A 14,627-nucleotide genomic window follows, 5' to 3' on the forward strand; every position below is an offset into this window, starting at 1 on the left:
CGAGTTGACCAGCTCGATCGCGTCGCGACGGAACTGCTCCGGGTACTTCGACCTGCGGGACATCGGGACATCCTCCCTCCAGACCACTGTCTGGAATCAAGGTGTCCGGCCCCAGGGGGCAACTCCACACGGGTGATGACCCTCCAATCACGCGTGTCGACCCTCCGATCACGGGTGAGGCCCCTTCCCGCTTGCGGGAAGGGGCCTCGGTGACGTCAGCAGGTTGAGGTGGAGCTCGAGGTGTTGATCCGCAGGGCAGCATTCGACGTGGTGGCCGAGTCCTTGACGCAGTAGCCCGTCACCGACTGGAAGCCGACGTCGAACGGGCTCTTCGAGCCCTTCTCCGCCGTGAAGTGGTCGAACGTGATGTCGGAGCTGTTGTTGACGATGCTCGCCGGGCGGCCGTCGTCCTTGGCGAACTCCACCGAGCTGTTCACGAAGCGGATGCCCGCCGCGTAGTGCAGGTACCAGCCGTACGACGGGCGGGTGCCGATGCTCTTCGGGTTGTAGTCCGTCGCCGTGTTGCTCGGGACGCCCGTTCCCATCGTTCCGTTGCCGCCCGGCACGTTCAGCCGCACGCCGGTGAACGTGACGTCGGAGACCCGGTGGCCGCTGTCCGCGCCCCAGATCGTCGGGCTGAAGTTGCTGCCCGTGTGCGTGCCGGTGATGTTGTCGAACGTGATGCCGCTGATCGAGCCGACCCCCGGGTTGTTGCCGCAGCGCTTGCGCGTGCCGATCTTCATCATGATCGGCGAATACGTCCCGGACATCGTGATGTCGCGGTAGTGGACGTCGGAGATCTTCGCGCCGTCCATCGAAACGATGCCGATGCCGGACTTGTGCGCGCCGGTGATCGTGATGCCCGAGAAGTGGTAGCCGGTGAAGTCGCCGCACGTCTCGGAGCCGAACATCAGCGCGTTGCAGCAGACCGCCGACAGTTTCGCACCCGTCACCGTCACGTTCCCGTTCGGCAGTTTCGCGCCCAGCGCGTAGTCGCTCTTGAACACCAGCGCGTCGTCGTTCGCCGCGATCGAAGCGTTCGTGATCGTGACGTTCGTCGTGCTGATGATGTTCCAGCCGTCGCGGTCGCTCGCCGTGTCGATGGTCAGGTGGTCGGAAACGACGTTCGTGCAGCCGTTGATCAGCGCCGCGAAGTGCCCGCCGCGGCGCAGTTTGACGCCGGAGAGCGTCAGCCCGTCACACCGGGTGAGGGACAGGATCTTGTCGGCCTCGCCGGACTTCGGGTTGCCGGTGATGAGGTTGCCGCCGCCGTCGATCGTGCCCGCGCCGGTGAAGCCGATGTTCGTCAGCTTGTCGCCGTAGAACATCGCGTTGTGGAAGTGGCTGTGGCCGTAGTCCTGGTAGTCGTCCCACTGGTTCGACTCGGGCTTGTCGTAGGTGTCCGCGCTCGACCCGGTGATGGTGGCCCCGGCGTCGAGCTGGATCGTGACGTTGCTCTTGAGGTGAACGGTGTTCGCCGACTTGTAGGTGCCGGAGGTGAACCGCACGGTGCCGCCGCCCGCCGCGTTCGCCGCGGTGATCGCCTTGTCGATGGCGGCCGAATCGTTGGCCGACCCGTTCCCCTTGGCGCCGTAGTCCTTGACGTCGTAGACGCCGCCGGGTGCGGCGGTGGAAACGCCGGCGCCGGCCACCACCAGCCCGGCCACCGCGAAGGTGATCAGCAAGAGTTTTTTCACCGTGGAACCGCCTTGTCATGGATTCGAAGAATTCGGCATGACGGCGGAACACCCAGATTACGAGTCGCACGAACGAAATGTCAAGATCGACGGGCCTGGGGACCCGCGCCACCCCCAGTCGGGCGCGGGTCCCCGTGGTCGATGGAGCCGGTGTCCATTCAGGATTCTCGGAGTCTACCTTCACCGGGCCCGGGAGCCCCGTGCGTTTTTCACGGTCCGCCATGTGAATCCGCCATGATCGGGAGTCACGCAGCGTGGTTTCAAACCTTCTGGAGCCCGGCCTTCCCGGCCTGCACCACGTAGCTGACGTCGTTCTTGATCACCACCGACGCCGGGTCGTACACGCTCGTGTCGGACGTCGTCATGAAGTCGGCCCGCATCTGCGACGGCGTGGTCGTGACGCGGACGTACCCGCGCTCGCCCTTGCAGTACTTGACATGCGGGTTGTTCGCGTACCAGGCCGCGCTCGGCGGCGAAGCGGTGTCGCTGTTGCTCGTCACCGACGTCGTGACCAGCTCCGAGCCGATGACCGGGTCGCTGTGGTCGAAGTAGTCGAGCCGCAGGTCGGCGGCCCAGTGCCGGTGGACGTCGCCGGTGAGCACGACCGGGTTGGCGACCTTGCGGTCGACCCAGCCCTGCTGGATCCGGTTGCGGGAGGCCTCGTAGCCCTGCCAGGAGTCGTTGCTCTCGCAGGTGGCCTTGTTGCCGTCGGAGTCCCGCGTGGCGAAGAAGACCTGCTGCCCGAGGAAGTCCCAGGTCGCCGGGTGCGACTCGAACTGCTTGAGCAGCCACGCCTCCTCCGTGGCGCCGAGGATGCTGCGGGACGTGCTGCGCATGTCGGCGCAGGCCGGGCCGGCGTCACCGGAGGGGTCGGGCACCTGGGCACTGCGGTACTGGCGCGTGTCGAGCATGTGGAAGCGGGCCAGGTTGCCCCAGAGGAACTGCCGGTAGAGCTGGATCGACGCGCCGTTCGGCTTGGCCGTCGACCGGATCGGGGTGTTCTCGTAGAAGGCCTGGAACCCGGCGGCCTTGCGCGCGGCCGTGGCCGGCGAGGTGGTGCCGTTCCAGTTGTTCATCACCTCGTGGTCGTCGAACACGACGATCCAGGGCGCGATCGCGTGCGCAGCCTGCAGGTCGGCGTCGGTCTTGTGCTGGGCGTGGCGGGCGCGGTACTGCGCGAGCGTGGTGACGTCCTCGGTGAACGCCAGGCTCCGCGGGTTGCGCTCCTGCGCGGTACGGCCCGACTTCTTCTCGTAGATGTAGTCGCCGAGGAACAGCACGAGGTCCGGGTCGTCGGCCACGATGCCCTTGTACGCGTGGTAGTAGCCCTCCTCCCAGTGCTGGCAGGAGCTGAAGCAGTACTTGAGCTGGTTGACCGCGGCCCCGGCGGCGGGCGCGGTGCGCGTCCGGCCGACCGGCGAGATGTAGCCGGAGCTCTTGAACCGGTAGAAGTACTCGCGGGCCGGCTGCAGCCCGGTCGGTTCGATGTGGACGCTGTGCCCGGACGCGCGGACGGCGTCCACCGAGCCGCGCTGCACGATCGAGCTGAACGCCGCGTCGTTCGCGATCTCCCAGTCGACCGCGTAGGTGGCGTCCGGCATGCCGCCGAAGCCGTCCGGGTTGAGCGGCGCCGGGGCGAGTCTCGTCCACAGCACCACGCTGTCGGGCAGCGGGTCGCCGGAGGCGATGCCGAGCTGGAAGGGATCGTGGATGGCGGGGGCGGCGGCCGTGGTGCGGGCGTTCGCCCACGACGGGAGCGCCGCCGAAGCGGCGGTGGCGGTGACCGCGGCGAGCCCGCCGAGCAGCACCTTGCGCCGGTTGACCTGACCCATGGGAAAACCCTTTCTCGTGGTGGACGCGGTCAGGCCGCGAAGTCGGTGATGCCGTCGCTGCAGGACTTGAGGTCGGGCTTCGCGGTCGTGTAGTTCGCGACGCAGACCTTGTAGAAGACCCAGCCCCCGTGCGGGACCGTGACGGCCTTGTCGACCTTCGTGCCCTCGCCGCCGGAGTTCCAGACGTAGAACGGCCCGGCGCCGCCCTTGAGCCAGTAGGCGACCACGGCGGAATAGCCGTCGGCGTCGGTGTCGTAGACCAGGAAGTGCGAGTCGGACGAGCGGTACTGCCCCTCGCCCGCGCAGGCGTCGGCGCACTGGCCGCTGCCCGAGCCGACGCCGCAGTCAGGCGCGACCCGCGTGTCGGAGTCGGTGAAGACGTAGGTGTCCGAGACGTACCCGCCGAGCGCGGGGACGTAGTCCCACAACGTGCCGGTGCCGTACGGGCCGGTCACCGACGAGCCGTTGACCTGGCAGTCGATGGCGACGGTGGCGCCGTTGGCGACGGTCTTGACCGCCGTGGCGGCCGTGGTGGGTGCGCGGCGGACGTTGAGGGGGTCGCCCGCGGTCTTCACGGTCCCGCTCGCCGCCGCGGACGCCTCGATCGCGCCGCCGGTCAGGAGCGCGCCGACCGCGGCCAGGGTCAGGCCGGTACCGGCGATGCGCCGGAGGATCGATCGCTTCATGCCGGCAGCGTCGGTCTTCGCCGTACACGTTCCGTACAAAGGGCGCCCGTGTGCGCTCGGACACTCCGAATGGATCTAGCCGGTGCGCCCGGACGGTCCTAGAGTCCGGGACATGGGGGAACTCATCGGGCAGGTTGAGACCACCTCGCTTACCATCCGCGTCCTCGGGCCGCTGGAGGTCACCGCCGCCGGGCGGGTGATCGCCCTCGGCGGCCCGAAGCCCCGGCTGCTGCTGGCCGCGCTGGCCCTGCAGCCGAACGTCGTCGTGTCGACCGACGTGCTGGTGGAAGTGCTGTGGCCGGAATCGGCGCCGCGATCGGCCGCGGCGAACATCCGCACGTACGTCCATTCCCTGCGAAGACGGTTCGCGGAGATCCACCCCGACCTGGGCGAGCGGATCAGCAGCCGGGCCTCCGGCTACCTGCTGACCGCGTCGCCGGAAGAACTGGACCACCTCGCGTTCGCCGCTTTGGCCGGCGAAGCGCAGGAAGCGCTCGACGGCGGCGAAGCCGAGAGCGCCCTCAAACTCTTCGACAAGGCCGACGCGCTGTGGCGCGGCGAAGTCCTCGAAGGCCTGCCGCACGACCACAGCTGGGGCGCGACCGTCGCCCGGCTCACCGAGCTGCGGCTGTCGGTACAGGAACAGCGCCTGCGCGCGCGGATCGGCCTCGGCCGTTCCGGCGAGGCCATCGCCGAGCTGCGCGGCCTGGTCACCGAGCACCCCCTGCGTGAAGAACTCTGGGCGCAGCTGATCGTCGCGCTGCGCGCCGCGGGCCGGACCGGCGACGCGATCGAGGCGTACGAGTCGGCCGAGCGGGTCCTACGCGAGGAGCTCGACGCCGAACCGGGTGCCCGGCTGCGCGAGCTGCGCGCGACCCTCGTCCCCGAGAACGTGCTCTCCCCCGTCCGTCCCGCCGATGTCGCCCCGGTCTGCCAGCTGCCCCTGGACCTGCCGGACTTCACCGGCCGGGACGCGCTGATCCGCGACGTCGTCACCTTGCTGCGGGAGCGCGCGGACTCCGGCACGCCCGCCGTGGTCGTGCTGTCGGGGGCGCCCGGCGTCGGCAAGTCGGCGGTCGCCGTCCGGGTCGCGCACGCGGTCCGCGACGAGTTCCCCGACGGCCAGCTGCACGTCGACCTGGCCGGCACGTCGTCGTCGCCGCGCGCGCCGATGAGCGTGCTCGCCGAACTGCTGCGCACGCTGGGCATCCCCGACGCCGGCCTGCCGCGCGAGCTGGCCGAGCGCTCGGCGCTGCTGCGGTCGCGGCTGGCCGGGCGGCGGATGTGCGTCGTGCTCGACGACGCCGGCAGCGAAGCCCAGGTCCGGCCGCTGCTGCCGGGGGCCGGGGCGTGCGCGGTGCTGGTGACCAGCCGGATCCGGCTGCCCGGGCTGGCCGGCGCGAAGCCGGTGGACGTCGACCTGCTGCCCGAGGCCGAGGCCGCGCGCCTGCTGGAGGGCATCGTCGGCGGCGAGCGGGTGGCCGCCGAGCCGGAGAGCGCCGCGGCGATCCTGCGTCAGTGCGGGCACCTGCCGCTGGCGATCCGGGTGGCGGGCGCGAAGCTGACGCACCGGCCGGGCTGGACGCTGCGGCTGCTGGCGGACCGGCTGGGCGACGAGCGCCGCCGGCTCGACGAGCTGCGCGTCGGCGACCTCGCCGTCCGCGCGAGCGTGACGTTGTCGTACGACCTGCTGCCGATGTCGGCGGCGACGGCCTTCCGCGGGCTCGGCCTGCTCGGGCCGGTCCAGTTCCCGGCGTGGACGGTCGCGGCCGTGCTGGGCCGCCGGGAGGCCGAGGACGTCCTCGACGTGCTGGTCGACGGCCACCTCGTCGAGCTGGTGGGTTCCGATTCGGCAGGTCAGCCCCGTTACCGGCTGCACGACCTGCTGCGCGTGTACGCGGTGGAGCTGGCCGAGCGGAGCGACGCGGCCAAGACCCGCGCCGGCCTGCGGCGGGCGTTGGAGGGCTACCTGGGGCTGGCGCTCGAGGCGGCGCGCCGGATGCCGCTGCACTTCTTCGGTGCGTACTGCGACGACGAGCTACCGCGGCCCGCGGTGCCTTTCGACGTCCTGCCCGAGGACCCGGCGGCGTGGTTCGCGGCCGAGCGCCACACCACGGTGGCGGCGGTCTCGCTGGCCGCCCAGCACGGATTCGACGACTTGGCGTGGCAGCTGGCTTCGGCGCTGACGCCGTACTTCGACCTCCGCGGCCCCCAGGACGACTGGCACAGCACTCATTTGGTGGCCCTGGCGGCGGCCCGCAGGACGGGCTCGGCCCGCGCCGAGGCGATCGTCCAGCGCAACCTCGGGCAGTACCTGCTGTACCAGGACGAGTACGCCGGGGCCCGGGTGGCGTTCGAGGAGTCGAAGAAGCTGTTCGATGCGGTCGGCGACGCCCAAGGGGTGGCCGTCGCACTGACGGGGCTGTCGACGATCCTGCGCATCGAGGGCGACGACGACCTGGCTCTCGACCACTGCCACGAGGCACTGGAGCTGTTCGCGGAGGCCGACGACCCGAACGGGGAGGCGGTGGCCCGCCTGGGCGCGGGAGCGGTGTGGATGTCCCGAGGCTGTTACGCGGCGGCAAGGCGCTGGATAACGGACGCCCTGGAGCTGTCGGCCTCGATCGGCGACCGTCATCGAGAAGCCCACGCCCTCAAGCGCTTGGGCTTGCTGTTCCAGCACCAGGGCAACCTGGCGGCGGCCCGCGAGCACGTGGACCGGGCAATCGCGATCTTCACAGACCTCGGCGACGACCACTGCGTGGGGTACGCGAACCAGAACCTGGGCGAGCTGTGCTTGCACAGCGGAGATTTCGCACACGCGCAGCTGCTGTTGGTGAACTCCCTGGCGGTCCACAGGCGCAATGGCGATCGGAGGTCGGAGGCCGAGGTGTCACAGCTGCTCGGGGAGCTGCACCGGGCACTGTCGCAGCCGGAGAGGTCCCGGGACTACTCGGAGAGGGCGCTGGCAATCTGGCGCGAGCTGTCAACACGCCCGAAGGAGTCGTCATTCGTGGTGGCCGAGGAGCGCCCGCACATCGCTTCAGCCTGAGCTCGGCGCGGCAGCCCGCGCACAACGACCGCCCCCGGCCACACCCCCCTGCCGAACCGATACGCAGCCGCTGAACAATCCGGCGTTCGGGTCGGCGGGGAAAGTCCGGCAGAGAAAACCCGGCAACGAAGAACCCCGCACATAACCACCCCCCAAAACACAACCAGCTTGTACGGATCATGTACGCACCCCCGTCAACCTTCTCGCACCTTCGAAAACGCAGATGCGAGAGGAGAACCGGGGATGATCCGGAACAAGATGGCCGGCCGCGTGACCGCGGCGGTTCTGGCCGCCGGGGCGGTGACGGCACTGGCCGGAGCCCCCGCCCAGGCCGCCACCACCACGAACTGGACCGCCGACCTGTCCACTGTGGACAGCAACGACGTCAACGTCACCGGAGCGGGCGGTACGCTCACCCTGGCCGACGCCGCCTGGCACCGAACCGCCCGGGTGTTCGCCGGCAGCGAGGGCAGCCTGACCAACGCCGAGCACAAACTCGGCTCGGCCGCCAACCGCGTCAGCGCGGAACTGACCGCCGACACCCCCAAGGGCACGTCGGTCGACGTCGACGTCCGCGGCCGGACCGGCGTGAACGACTGGACCGAGTGGACGCCCGCGGGCACCACGCTGAAGAACTCCGTCAGCGAGGTGCAGGTGCGGATCAGCCTGCACAGCACCACCGACGGCGTGCGCCCGTCGGTCACCGGTGTCAAGCTCAGCGCCGACAGCGCCCCGCAGGCCAACGCCCTGACCGCCGGCACCGAACTGACCTACAAGGTGTACGGCACCCGGGAAGGCCTGATCGGCGGCAAGACCGCCAACGGCCACATCATCACCAGCCGCGACCACTTCGTCGCGCTGCCGTCCGGCAAGGGACTGGCCCCCAAGGGCACCGGTGACTACTCCGTGCGCGTCTGCCGCACCGACGGCAGCAAGTGCGAGTACGCGCCCGTGTGGGACATCGGGCCGTGGAACGAGCAGGACGACTACTGGAACCCGTCGTCGGTGCGGACCAAGTTCAAGGACCTGCCGCAGGGCCAGCCCGAGGCGTACGCCGCCTACTACAACGGCTACAACGGCGGCAAGAGCGGCCTCGGCTACAAGGTGCAGAACCCGGCCGGCATCGACCTCGCCGACGGCGTCTTCTGGGACGGTCTCGGCATGTCCGACAACGGCAACGTCAACGTCACCTACCTGTGGACCGGCTCCGGCCCGACCGGGGTGGTCAGCACGGCCGGCGACCCGATGAACGTCCGGGCGAGCGCGAGCACCTCGGCCGCCATCAAGGGCCTGGCGGCGAACTACGCCAAGGTGAACATCGAGTGCTACGTCGAGGGTGACACCGTCACCGGCAAGTTCGGCACCAGCAACATCTGGGACCGGATCGGCCCGGGCCACTACGTGTCCGACACCTACCTGCAGACGGGTTCGGACCAGCCGGTCGCCCCGCACTGCTGAAAAACCGTCGCGAGGTTGACTGCCCTCACCCGCGACAACGGCGAAGGCCCGGTGTCCCCCGCCGGGCCTTCGCCCATTTCCGCGCCATTCCACTCAGCGGCACATAATTCACAACCGTGAACAGACTTCCGCCGGGTGTACAACGCCCCGCCGTGCGTGCCAAAATTCCCTCCCACGGAATCACGAAATCACGGAATGGCGGGTACCTGTGAGCGTTTCCCGGAGAACCCTGCTGACCACCGCGGCCGGTGCCGCGGTGGCGGTGGGCGCCAGCACCTCGACGGCCGCTTCGGCGGCCACCCCCGAACCCTCCGACCTGGCCTCGGCCACCCGGACGCTCCGCCAAGCGGCCGATTACGCGGTGGCCAAGCTCCGCGCGGTGGCCCCCGGCGTCACCGCGTTCCCGGTCGGCACGAAGTTCGAGAAATGGACCTATTCGCAGAACGGCGACTGGGTCGGCGGATTCTGGCCCGGCCAGTTGTGGCTGGCCTGGCTGCACAGCGGCGAGGAACAATTCAAGACCCTCGCGCTGGCGTCCGCCGAAAAACTCGCGCCGCGCCAGAACGACACGGGCACGCACGACCTCGGTTTCCTCTTCTACCCCTCGTGGGTGACCGCCTGGCGGCTCACCGGCGACGAAAAGTGGAAAGCGGGCGCGATCCAAGCGGCGTCGTCGCTGATCAAGCGCTACAACCCGGCGGGGCGGTTCATCCGCGCCTGGGGCGCGCTGTCCGATCCGAACAACGCCGGCCGCGTCATCATGGACACGATGATGAACCTCGACCTGCTCGCGTTCGCCAGCGCGCAGACGCAGGACCCGAAGTACCTCGAGATCGCCGTCGCGCACGCGAAGACGGCGCAGCGGAACTTCCTGCGCCCCGACGGGTCGACGCCGCACGTGTTCGACTTCGACCCGGTCACCGGCGCGCCGATCGGGCCGAACACCGTGCAGGGCTACAGCCCCACGTCGTGCTGGTCGCGCGGGCAGGCCTGGGGTGTCTACGGGTTCACGACCATCCACCGGCGCACCGGGGACGCGGAGTTCCTGACCACGGCCCGCCGGCTCGCGGACTTCGCGCTGTCCCGGCTGACCGCCGACCACGTCCCGGTGTGGGACTACCTGGCCCCGCAGGCCCCGAACGACGTCAAGGACGCATCCGCCGGCGTGATCATGGCGTGCGGCCTGCTGGACCTGGCCGAGCTCACGCACCGCCCGCAGTACCGGGAGAGCGCGCTGCGGATCCTCACCGCGGTGTCGCGGACGTGCCTGACGACGAAGTCTACCCGCGCCGAGGCGAGTGTCGCCCGCTGCACCCGCAACCGCCCGGCCGAGGACGGCGTCGAGGTCTCGCTGCCCTACGCCGATTACTACCTGCTGGAAGGCATCCTGCGGGTGCTCGACCGGCGCAAGGTCGACCGCGCGGTCGACCTGTCCGCCGTGTAGCGGCGTCCGGGGAGGCCGCCACCTCCCCGGACGCCCTGCTCAGTGGTGGTGCGCGTGCACCTTGGCGTGCCCGAGGCCGCGCCCGATCATCCACTTGTTGACCGGCACCGTGACGACGAACGCGATCGCCAGCGAGAGGACCAGCGCCAGCCAGAAGAGCAGGCTGGCCAGGCCGGCGTCCATCGCGCCCGGGATCGCCACGACCACGGTGTTGTCGATCAGCTCCATCACGGCGATCGACACGGTGTCCGCGGCCAGCGCGACCTTGAACGCCGCCGGCAAGTTCATCCCCGACTTCAGGACGCCCCGCATGGTCAGGCCGTACCCGAAGACGAAGGCCAGCGCGATCGAGAGGACCACGGTGGCCGCGTTGTGCAGGCCGAACGCCGTGCCCAGCACCATGCCGAGCACCTCACCGATGGCACAGCCGGTCAGGCAGTGCAGAGTCGCCTGGATCGCCGTCGCCCACGAAGCCCCGTGCTGTTCGCTCATGACTCGGAATATACCCCCAGGGGGTACCGATCGCACGTCTCCCGGGTCACACCACCCGAAGCAGGTGGACTACTACGGAGCGTGATCGAAAGCGTCCGGCCAGGGCATTCACCTCCGGGACCACCCGAGACAGAACTCACTTCCGTAACCCTTTGCGCACATCCCGTTGACCACAGTTACCCGGGGCCCTACGTTCGCCCTTGGTCTCCACCATGCGCAGACCCATCGAACCGATCGAATTTCCTGAGGAACGGGTGGAGATGCGAGGGCCGACGAAGACTTTCCGGCTGGTCGCGGCGACGACCCTGGTCGCGGCGCTCGCGCTGGGAGGCTGCTCGGACCAGCTGGACAGCGCACCCGCCCCGGCGCCGACCCGGATCGAGTTCGTGCCCAAGGTCCGCGACATCCCGTACTTCCAGGCGATGGACAACGGCGGCCTCGAAGCGGCGAAGCAGCTCGGCGTGGTGTGGCACTCGACCGGCCCGGAGACCGTCGACCCGGCCGCGCAGGTCAGCATCCTGCGCGACCTGATCGCGAAGAAGGTCGACGTCATCGTCGTGGCCCCGAACGACCCGGCCGCGCTCGCGGGCGTGATCGCCGAGGCCAGGGCGAAGGGCATCCACGTGCTCACCTCGGACACCGACGCGCCGGGCACGCAGCGCGAGGTGTTCGTCAACCAGGCGAGCGCGCAGGGCATCGGCACCGCGCTCGTCGACGCGCTGATGGCGAAGACCGGCGGCACCGGCCAGTACGCGATCGTCTCCTGCGGCCGGGCCGCGGCGAACCTCAACTCGTGGATCGCTGTCCAGAAGGAGTACGCGGCCACGCGCTACCCGAAGGCCGAGCTGGTCGACACCGTGTACGCGGGCGAAGACACGGACAAGGCGACCGTCCTCGCCAAGCAGCTCATGGCCGGCCACCCCGGCCTGACCGGGCTGATCGGCGAGTGCACGACGTCCGCGCCCGGCGTCGCGAAGGCGGTGGACGACGAGCAGAAGATCGGCCGGGTGTTCACCGTCGGTGTCGGGACGCCGCAGGCCATCAAGCCGTACCTGCTCAAGGGCTCGTGCTCGCAGTCGGTGCTGTGGAACGTCGAGTCGCTGGGCTACCTGACCGCGTGGACGGCGAAGCAGGTCGCCGACGGCAAGCCGCTCCAAGCCGTCAACAAGGTGAGCTTGGAGCTGCCGGCGGTGAAGTACGACGACGCGACGAAGACCGTCCTGCTGGGCGATCCCCTGCTCATCACCACCGACAACGTCGACCAGTTCAAGTACTGACCCCTCACCGGTGCCGGCGCACGTGGCCAACCGCCGCGCCGCCGCCGAGCACCAGGATCAGCGCCGTCAGCCCCCAGCGCCGTTTCTGCTCGGTGCGGTGCCCGGCGTCCTGGACGACCACCTGGGTCTTCTTCTCCGGACGCGCGTGGCGTGTCGTCGGCGGCGGGGCCGGGGTGGACGGCGTCGGCGTGACCACCGGCGGCGGGGGTGCCGGCACGGGGGTCGGCGGCACGACGACGGGCTGCTCCACCGGCGGTGGCGGCGGAGGTGACGGCTCCGGTGCCGGCGGCTCGGTCCGGGGCGGCGGCGGAGGTGACGACTGCCCCGGAGGCGTCGTCGGCGGGGGCGAGGACTGCCCCGGAGGCGTCGTCGGCGGGGGCGAGGACTGCCCCGGTGGCGTCGTCGGCGGGGGTGACGACTGTCCGGGAGGGGTCGTCGGCGGCGGTGGGGGCAGGGGTGCGGGTGCCTCGGCGAAGCACCCCGCCGCGTCGCCGCTCACCAGCGGCCGCCCGGAAGCGACTTCGGTGGCCGGGCCCGAGCCGTCGCGCGGCAGGCGGTAGGTGACGCTGCGCTGCCCGTCGCGGTTGGCCGTGGCGTAGATCGCGCCGGGCGCGAGCACCACCGACCCGTACGCGCCGCCCTCGGGGAACTTCAGCCCGGGCACCACCGCGACCTTCCCGCTCGACGGGTCGAGGGTGACCACCGAACTGTCCCCGCGGGAGGTCGCCGAGACGCCGTGGAGGAGCCCGTCCGCCGGGTCGAAGGCGAAGTCGTCGACCCCGACGGCCAGCGACACCGGCCGCAGCGCCGTCCGGTGCACCACCCGCACGTAGTCCGGAGCCGCCGGGTCGATGTCCACTGTGTACAGATCGCTGCCCTGCCGGACGTACCAGCGGTCGCCGTCGATCGCGCCCGCGGTGGCGCCGGTGACCGGGCTCCACACCGGCTTCCGCGCGCCGGCCCGGCCGATCACGCCCAGGTCGGTCACCACGCCGGCGGTGTCGATCCGCACCGCGTGCGCGCCCGGGTAGCGGCCGGCGCGGGTGCCGTCGGCGACGCCGTAGACGACGCCCTGCGCGGCGGAGTAGCCCATTGCGTTGATCCAGTAGCCGGCCTGGCTCACCCGCCGCGTCACCCCGCCGGGCAGGGAGAGCAGCCGCAACGTCGTCGGTGCGCCGGCGCGTTCGTTCTCCGCCTGCAGGACCGTGCAGGCGCCCGGCGCCTGGGCCGGTTCCTGCGCCGACGGCGGTGCGAGCCAGCCCGTGGCCGCCAGCAGCGCCGAGACCGCCACGGCCACGCCGAGCATCGCCGCCCAGCGGGCCCGCGTGCCGGTCAAGCCAGCCTTTCCAGGGCCGAGGTGAACGCCTCCGGCGCCACCTTCGCGCCGCCGCTGAACGGGTTCTGCAGCTGGTAGATGGCGAACAGCAGCAACGTGATCGTGCCGGCCAGTGTGGACACGATGATGATGTGCGCGGCGAGCCGGGTGCCGCCGAACAGGTTGGGCAGCAGGATCGCGGTGATCAGGCTGCCGAGGATCAGGGCGAACCAGACGACGGCGCCGACGCCGTCCGCGCCGGAGTGCGCCAGCCGCTGCTCGCGGGCCTGGTAGACCGACCAGAGCTGGTTGCTCGCCTCGGTCTTGCGGTCGAGCAGCCAGTCGTCCTCGGCCGGGGCGGCCGCCACCGCCTCGCGCATCTGGTCGAGCTGCGTCGCGCCCGTGGTCGGCACCGGGCCGCCGTCGGCCAGGCGCGGCCACTCCTGCTCCTCGACCGTCCGCGCGTACGCGGCGGCGAGCTGGTGCACCCGGTCCTTCGTTTCGCCCGGCAGCGCGTCGGCCGCCCACGTGGCCGCGACGAGGCTGTCGGCTTCGGTCTGCGCGTTCTGGCTCGCCTCGCTCACCGAGTCGAACAGCGAGATCAGGACGAAGGCGACCAGGACCGCGTGCAGCCCGCCGACGATGGTGAACACCTGGCCCGCCGCGTCGTTGTTGTCGGGCCGGCCCTCGTCCCAGCCGAACCGGCGGACCAGGTACGCGATCACGCCCGCCACGACGGCCGCGCCGGCCACCCAGAGACTGCCGGCCACGAAGATGTTCATCCGGGTCCTTTCGCCCGCGAAGCGCGGGAAGCACTGCCCGGCATTCCACGTCCGGGACCGCTCAAGTTAGTCACCCATTTACGGGCGGACAACAGAAAGGGCGGAATTCATCCTGCTGGCCGCACGAGGATCACCAAAGTCGCCGATTCGGCGCAGTTGCGAGGGGGTACCGCCGGTGGTGCGGTATCGCTGGGCGACCGTGGACCGCGCTGCCGAGCAGGAATTATCTCGACCGAGTGACGTCCGCGAACAGGCCGTGACCACGGTCGTCGAACATCATCGAAAAATGATCAAGCGGCGGCCCGGCCATTAACCCGGTGACCCGATCGTGTCATTGTGCGGGCAGTCGCGGTTGCTATGTTGATTTCGCGGCGCGACGAAACCGCGCATATCAGGGAATAGCAGGTCATGACCGGCGTGCCGGCTGGGGCGGGCACGTGCCGAACGCGAATGATTGGGTGGTCCTCGTTGTGACTGTCACCGACCCGGTGGGATCCGAGCAGGTGGAATCCGAGCAGGCGCCGTCGAGCTTGGGGCGGGCGGCGGCCCGGACCCTGGCCACGACGACCAAGTCGGTCCCGCAGATGCAGGG

Annotated in this window: 10 protein-coding genes; 4 read left to right on the forward strand and 6 right to left on the reverse strand. The window is 70.4% G+C overall.

What is annotated here, in order from left to right:
* Positions 1–215: 215 nt before the first annotated feature.
* From H5965_RS45890 to H5965_RS45900, 3 genes are all read right to left on the reverse strand, one after another.
* Positions 216–1,697, reverse strand: coding sequence for a glycosyl hydrolase family 28 protein (locus tag H5965_RS45890; RefSeq protein ID WP_310977625.1), 1,482 nt, complete (start codon positions 1,695–1,697; stop codon positions 216–218).
* A 260-nt stretch (positions 1,698–1,957) separates the two neighbouring features.
* Positions 1,958–3,529 (reverse strand): alkaline phosphatase D family protein, encoded by a 1,572-nt coding sequence (locus tag H5965_RS45895; protein ID WP_310977626.1) that lies wholly within the window; start codon positions 3,527–3,529, stop codon positions 1,958–1,960.
* 29 nt (positions 3,530–3,558) lie between these two features.
* On the reverse strand, positions 3,559–4,215 hold the full coding sequence (locus tag H5965_RS45900) for a hypothetical protein (RefSeq protein WP_310977627.1): 657 nt from the start codon (positions 4,213–4,215) through the stop codon (positions 3,559–3,561).
* Positions 4,216–4,327: 112 nt separating this feature from the next.
* Between H5965_RS45900 and H5965_RS45905 the strand changes: the two genes are divergently transcribed.
* The 3 genes from H5965_RS45905 to H5965_RS45915 all read left to right on the forward strand — a co-directional run bounded on the left by H5965_RS45905 (position 4,328) and on the right by H5965_RS45915 (position 10,169).
* Positions 4,328–7,267, forward strand: coding sequence for a BTAD domain-containing putative transcriptional regulator (locus H5965_RS45905; protein ID WP_310977628.1), 2,940 nt, complete (start codon positions 4,328–4,330; stop codon positions 7,265–7,267).
* 243 nt (positions 7,268–7,510) lie between these two features.
* Complete coding sequence (locus H5965_RS45910; protein ID WP_310977629.1) at positions 7,511–8,725, forward strand: hypothetical protein; 1,215 nt, start codon at positions 7,511–7,513, stop codon at positions 8,723–8,725.
* 208 nt (positions 8,726–8,933) lie between these two features.
* Entirely contained in the window at positions 8,934–10,169 is a 1,236-nt protein-coding gene (locus tag H5965_RS45915) for a glycoside hydrolase family 88 protein (RefSeq protein ID WP_310977630.1), read from the forward strand.
* 39 nt (positions 10,170–10,208) lie between these two features.
* Here the strand turns inward: H5965_RS45915 and H5965_RS45920 are convergent, their stop codons facing one another.
* Positions 10,209–10,661 carry a DUF4396 domain-containing protein gene (locus H5965_RS45920; RefSeq protein ID WP_310977632.1) on the reverse strand — a complete coding sequence of 151 codons (453 nt, stop codon included), beginning with the start codon at positions 10,659–10,661 and terminating at the stop codon, positions 10,209–10,211.
* A 260-nt stretch (positions 10,662–10,921) separates the two neighbouring features.
* On the opposite strand from H5965_RS45920, the gene H5965_RS45925 reads away from it, so the two are divergent.
* Positions 10,922–11,938: an autoinducer 2 ABC transporter substrate-binding protein gene (locus tag H5965_RS45925; protein WP_310977633.1), complete on the forward strand. Its 1,017-nt coding sequence runs from the start codon at positions 10,922–10,924 to the stop codon at positions 11,936–11,938.
* 4 nt (positions 11,939–11,942) lie between these two features.
* Here the strand turns inward: H5965_RS45925 and H5965_RS45930 are convergent, their stop codons facing one another.
* Positions 11,943–13,274, reverse strand: a complete 1,332-nt coding sequence (locus tag H5965_RS45930; protein ID WP_310977634.1) for a DUF6923 family protein — start codon at positions 13,272–13,274, stop codon at positions 11,943–11,945.
* The gene (locus H5965_RS45935; RefSeq protein ID WP_310977635.1) at positions 13,271–14,035 is read right to left on the reverse strand and encodes a hypothetical protein; all 765 of its coding nucleotides are present in this window, start codon (positions 14,033–14,035) and stop codon (positions 13,271–13,273) included. Before H5965_RS45935 ends, H5965_RS45930 begins: the two co-directional genes overlap by 4 nt.
* Positions 14,036–14,627 lie beyond the last annotated feature (592 nt).

Source organism: Amycolatopsis sp. 505 (assembly GCF_031625235.1).
GTDB lineage: Bacteria > Actinomycetota > Actinomycetes > Mycobacteriales > Pseudonocardiaceae > Amycolatopsis.

Excerpts from the sequence above, each read along its gene's own strand:
- H5965_RS45920 (WP_310977632.1), bottom strand. The coding sequence starts at position 10,661 with ATGAGCGAACAGCACGGGGCTTCGTGGGCGACGGCGATCCAGGCGACT.
- H5965_RS45900 (WP_310977627.1), bottom strand. The coding sequence starts at position 4,215 with ATGAAGCGATCGATCCTCCGGCGCATCGCCGGTACCGGCCTGACCCTG.
- H5965_RS45925 (WP_310977633.1), top strand. The coding sequence starts at position 10,922 with ATGCGAGGGCCGACGAAGACTTTCCGGCTGGTCGCGGCGACGACCCTG.
- H5965_RS45905 (WP_310977628.1), top strand. The coding sequence starts at position 4,328 with ATGGGGGAACTCATCGGGCAGGTTGAGACCACCTCGCTTACCATCCGC.
- H5965_RS45935 (WP_310977635.1), bottom strand. The coding sequence starts at position 14,035 with ATGAACATCTTCGTGGCCGGCAGTCTCTGGGTGGCCGGCGCGGCCGTC.
- H5965_RS45895 (WP_310977626.1), bottom strand. The coding sequence starts at position 3,529 with ATGGGTCAGGTCAACCGGCGCAAGGTGCTGCTCGGCGGGCTCGCCGCG.
- H5965_RS45910 (WP_310977629.1), top strand. The coding sequence starts at position 7,511 with ATGATCCGGAACAAGATGGCCGGCCGCGTGACCGCGGCGGTTCTGGCC.